The sequence below is a fragment of the Actinacidiphila oryziradicis genome (assembly GCF_005047355.1).
GTDB classification, from domain to species: Bacteria; Actinomycetota; Actinomycetes; order Streptomycetales; family Streptomycetaceae; genus Actinacidiphila; species Actinacidiphila oryziradicis.
Map to the genome: position 1 here is coordinate 1 of NZ_SUMC01000272.1, position 2,995 is coordinate 2,995.

4 protein-coding genes and 1 pseudogene are annotated in these 2,995 nt (G+C 67.5%); 2 read left to right on the plus strand and 3 right to left on the minus strand.

The window, feature by feature from the left end; translation table 11 throughout:
- Window positions 1-151: 151 nt before the first annotated feature.
- From FCI23_RS54990 to FCI23_RS55005, 3 genes are all read right to left on the minus strand, one after another.
- Complete coding sequence (locus FCI23_RS54990) at window positions 152-769, minus strand: TOPRIM nucleotidyl transferase/hydrolase domain-containing protein (protein ID WP_136731667.1); 618 nt, start codon at window positions 767-769, stop codon at window positions 152-154.
- Between the two features lie 733 nt (window positions 770-1,502).
- On the minus strand, window positions 1,503-1,880 hold the full coding sequence (locus FCI23_RS55000) for a type II toxin-antitoxin system VapC family toxin (RefSeq protein WP_211265907.1): 378 nt from the start codon (window positions 1,878-1,880) through the stop codon (window positions 1,503-1,505).
- Between the two features lie 14 nt (window positions 1,881-1,894).
- Complete coding sequence (locus tag FCI23_RS55005) at window positions 1,895-2,128, minus strand: hypothetical protein (protein WP_136731669.1); 234 nt, start codon at window positions 2,126-2,128, stop codon at window positions 1,895-1,897.
- A 56-nt stretch (window positions 2,129-2,184) separates the two neighbouring features.
- Between FCI23_RS55005 and FCI23_RS57990 the strand changes: the two genes are divergently transcribed.
- Both FCI23_RS57990 and FCI23_RS64550 read left to right on the plus strand, forming a co-directional pair.
- Complete coding sequence (locus tag FCI23_RS57990) at window positions 2,185-2,328, plus strand: hypothetical protein (protein ID WP_169317482.1); 144 nt, start codon at window positions 2,185-2,187, stop codon at window positions 2,326-2,328.
- Window positions 2,329-2,441: 113 nt separating this feature from the next.
- A pseudogene (locus FCI23_RS64550) lies at window positions 2,442-2,995 on the plus strand (integrase); the annotation flags it as partial.

Below are 2,995 nucleotides of genomic sequence, written 5' to 3' on the forward strand. Positions count from 1 at the left end.
CACCACCTGTACGCCACCGGAGTCCACACCCTCACCCCGAGGTTCGGACCCCACCGCGACGACAGACGGCCACGCCGCGCCCGAAAAGCCTGAATCACTCAGGCACACACAGAGTTCCAGAGACGCTCGAAACGGCAGTCCGTCTACGCCCTCACAGGCTCGCGAGGAGGCCGTCGAGCGGGGGCGGTGTCCGGTCCGGTGCGAGGGCCTCCACAAGGAGACGGCCGTAGCGGATCTTGCGGCCCTTCTTTGTGCCGAGGAAGCGCCTCACCTGTTGATGCCGGCGCCGGTCGTGTTGTGCGGGCTGGCGCTGGAAGGTCTGCCAGGCGCGGAAGTCGCCCTCGGCGCGGAGGATCTCCTCGACTCCTGCCGTGCCGAGCGCGCGGATGAGCTCGTCCTCCAGATCCGCAGCGCATACGTAGATGTCCTGGAGCGGTGCCTGTGCCCGCGTCAGGCCGCGCTCGTAGAAGCCCTGTTCGCCCTCGTCGCAAAGTCCTGTCAGGCGCAGACCGAGGCCGGGCGGCCCGAGGAGGCCGGCATAGCGGCCGACGCTCATCGCCCCGCCCATCGGCACGACACACACTCCCTCGGCAGCCAGGTCCCGGCCACGCCGGGCGGCCAGCGCCTCGACGGCCGCGAGATCGCTCAGCCCTTCCAGGAGCACCGTGGTCCGCGCCGCCAGGCTTTCCGCCAGATCGCGCGCCGGCCCGTCGGGGCCGCCCTTCGCCCAGCTGGTGACCGCATCCTGGAACGCCCTCATGTCCGCCATGGGGCGAGTCTGCACGTCCACCGGTGGCACGGCACGGGATTATTCGACGGCCTCAGCAGCTGCGACGGTCCTCAGGCCCGGTTAGCACCACCCCAAAGCGGGGTGTGATCCGCTACACCACTGGGCCGGACACGACCTGCGCCACTGACAACTGGGCACCAAGCCACGTCGGCTGCTGGTTCCGCTTGACATGGTGCAGAGAAGGTCCCTGTGGGCGATCGGCGTGCACTGGGAGCGGGCGGGCCGGAGGGAGGCCCGGGACTTTTGGTCTTCGAACGGCTCAGGTACATACAACCCTACGACGAAACCGTCGCCTTCCCCACTCCGTCACCGCAGCCGGAAGCGGCTGCCGCTTGACAGATCAACCGCATCGGATGTCTCGACTCCGGCTACCCGAGCGCCGAGCTGATCACCGGGTCCCTGGCCCGCTACGGCGTCGCCCTGATCACCCCGGTCCTGCTGGACACCTCCCGCCAGGCCAAGGCCAAGCAGGGCTTCGCCGCCCACGACTTCACCATCGACTGGCAGACCCCCGCAGGATGTGCCGCAGGCCCTGGAGCATGTCGACGCGGGGGGTTCCGCCCTCGGGCAGGATGTCGAGGATGTTGGCACGGGTAACGGACCGCAGCGAATCCTTGCTGGTCCGCGTACCCGGCCCGTCAGGCGTATACCGGGTAGCAACTGGATGTCGGGGGAGGTGTCGGCACAGATTCGCCCCCTTGGCCGGCGTCCTTCACGCTGGCATGTCGACGGTGAGTCCGGCTCCCGTGGCTGCATCGGCCAGTCGTTTGTCGTAGGTGACGAACGAAGCGAGTCGTGAACGGATGTCCAAGGCCGTGCCGAGATGGATGGCGTCGAGGCTCCTCACCGTCACCGGTTTCAGTGTCTGAGCGAGGATGCGAATGCTCGGATTCAGATCCACCAGATCGATGAGGTCCAGGACCAGGTGGAGCCGCGCGACAGCTTCCGGCGCGTGTCGTGCCAGTGCTCGAAACGACTCGACCTCGACCAGAGCGGAACTGATCCACCCGGTGTCGGCGCGCTCATCCAGCCAGTCGCGCAAGGCCTGCGATTCGGACTCGGCGTGGACGAGTTTCACGACGGCGGCCAAGTCTAGATAGATCATCAGCGTTCATCCCCCCGGCTGCGAGAGATCTCCTCGGAGATGTTGACGCCATCAGGCTCGCCCAGCGGCATGCTCAGAACTGCACGGCGCATCGCGGCGGCGCGCTCCTTGCGCATGGCGCTCTCCAGCACGGCCTGCCGAATGGCGGCCGAACGCGAGCTGCCGTCGTGGGTGAGAATGTCCAGGGCGTGCTCTGTCTCTATGTCACTGCGGATGGTGATGGTGTCGGCCATACCGGAAGCGTAAGACATGTCGTCTTACGGCGCAAGCGCTCGCCCTCGCCCTCGGCATGGCCCTGGTCGGCGGCGGCTTCGTCTTCGTCGCGCTCGGTATGGGCATCCTCGGCAGCGTCCCGGAGGAGTTCTCCGGCGCGGCCTCCGGACAGCTCCAGGCCATGCGGCAGATCGCCGAAAACCCCATCCATGGCCTGTGACGTGCAGGTTTTCGCGAACGGCCGGTGATCGCGGGTAGGCGTGTCAGGCTGGTCGACCGTGCTGTTGCGACTTCGCCGTGTCGAGTCTGTTCGCCCTCATACGGCTGCTGCCGATCAGCGACGTCGACAAGGACATCGAGATATTGACACTGCGCCACCAGCTGGCCGTCCTGCAGCGGCAGATCGACAGGCCGCGCGTCACTGCGGTGGGCCGTGCTTTCCTTGCCGCGCTCCTTCACCGGCTCCCCAGGCCCACGCTGCGGCGGCTGCACCTGATCGTCTCCCCGGACACGGTCCTGAGGTGGCATCGTGATCTCATGCGCCGTCGCCACGCCGTCGCCACGCCGACGCTTCCCGTCGCAAGCGGCCCGGCAGACCGCCGACCCTTCGCTCCATCCAGGCTCTCGTCCTGCGCTTGGGCTGGGAGAACGGCGGGTGGGGCTACAGAAGGATCCACGGGAACTTGCCGCGCTGGGTATCAAGGTCGCGCCCTCCACGGTGTGGGAGATCCTGAAGCAGCACGGGATCGAGCCTGCTCCCGAACGCGACCGTCAGACGTGGGCCGCGTTCCTGAGCGGCCAGGCCCACGCGATCTTGGCGTGCGACTTCTTCACCGCCACTACCCTGAACGGTGCGAGCGTGTGCGTTTTCGCCGTCATCGAGCACG

Excerpts from the sequence above, each read along its gene's own strand:
- FCI23_RS55005 (WP_136731669.1), bottom strand. The coding sequence starts at position 2,128 with ATGGCCGACACCATCACCATCCGCAGTGACATAGAGACAGAGCACGCC.
- FCI23_RS57990 (WP_169317482.1), top strand. The coding sequence starts at position 2,185 with ATGGCCCTGGTCGGCGGCGGCTTCGTCTTCGTCGCGCTCGGTATGGGC.
- FCI23_RS54990 (WP_136731667.1), bottom strand. The coding sequence starts at position 769 with ATGGCGGACATGAGGGCGTTCCAGGATGCGGTCACCAGCTGGGCGAAG.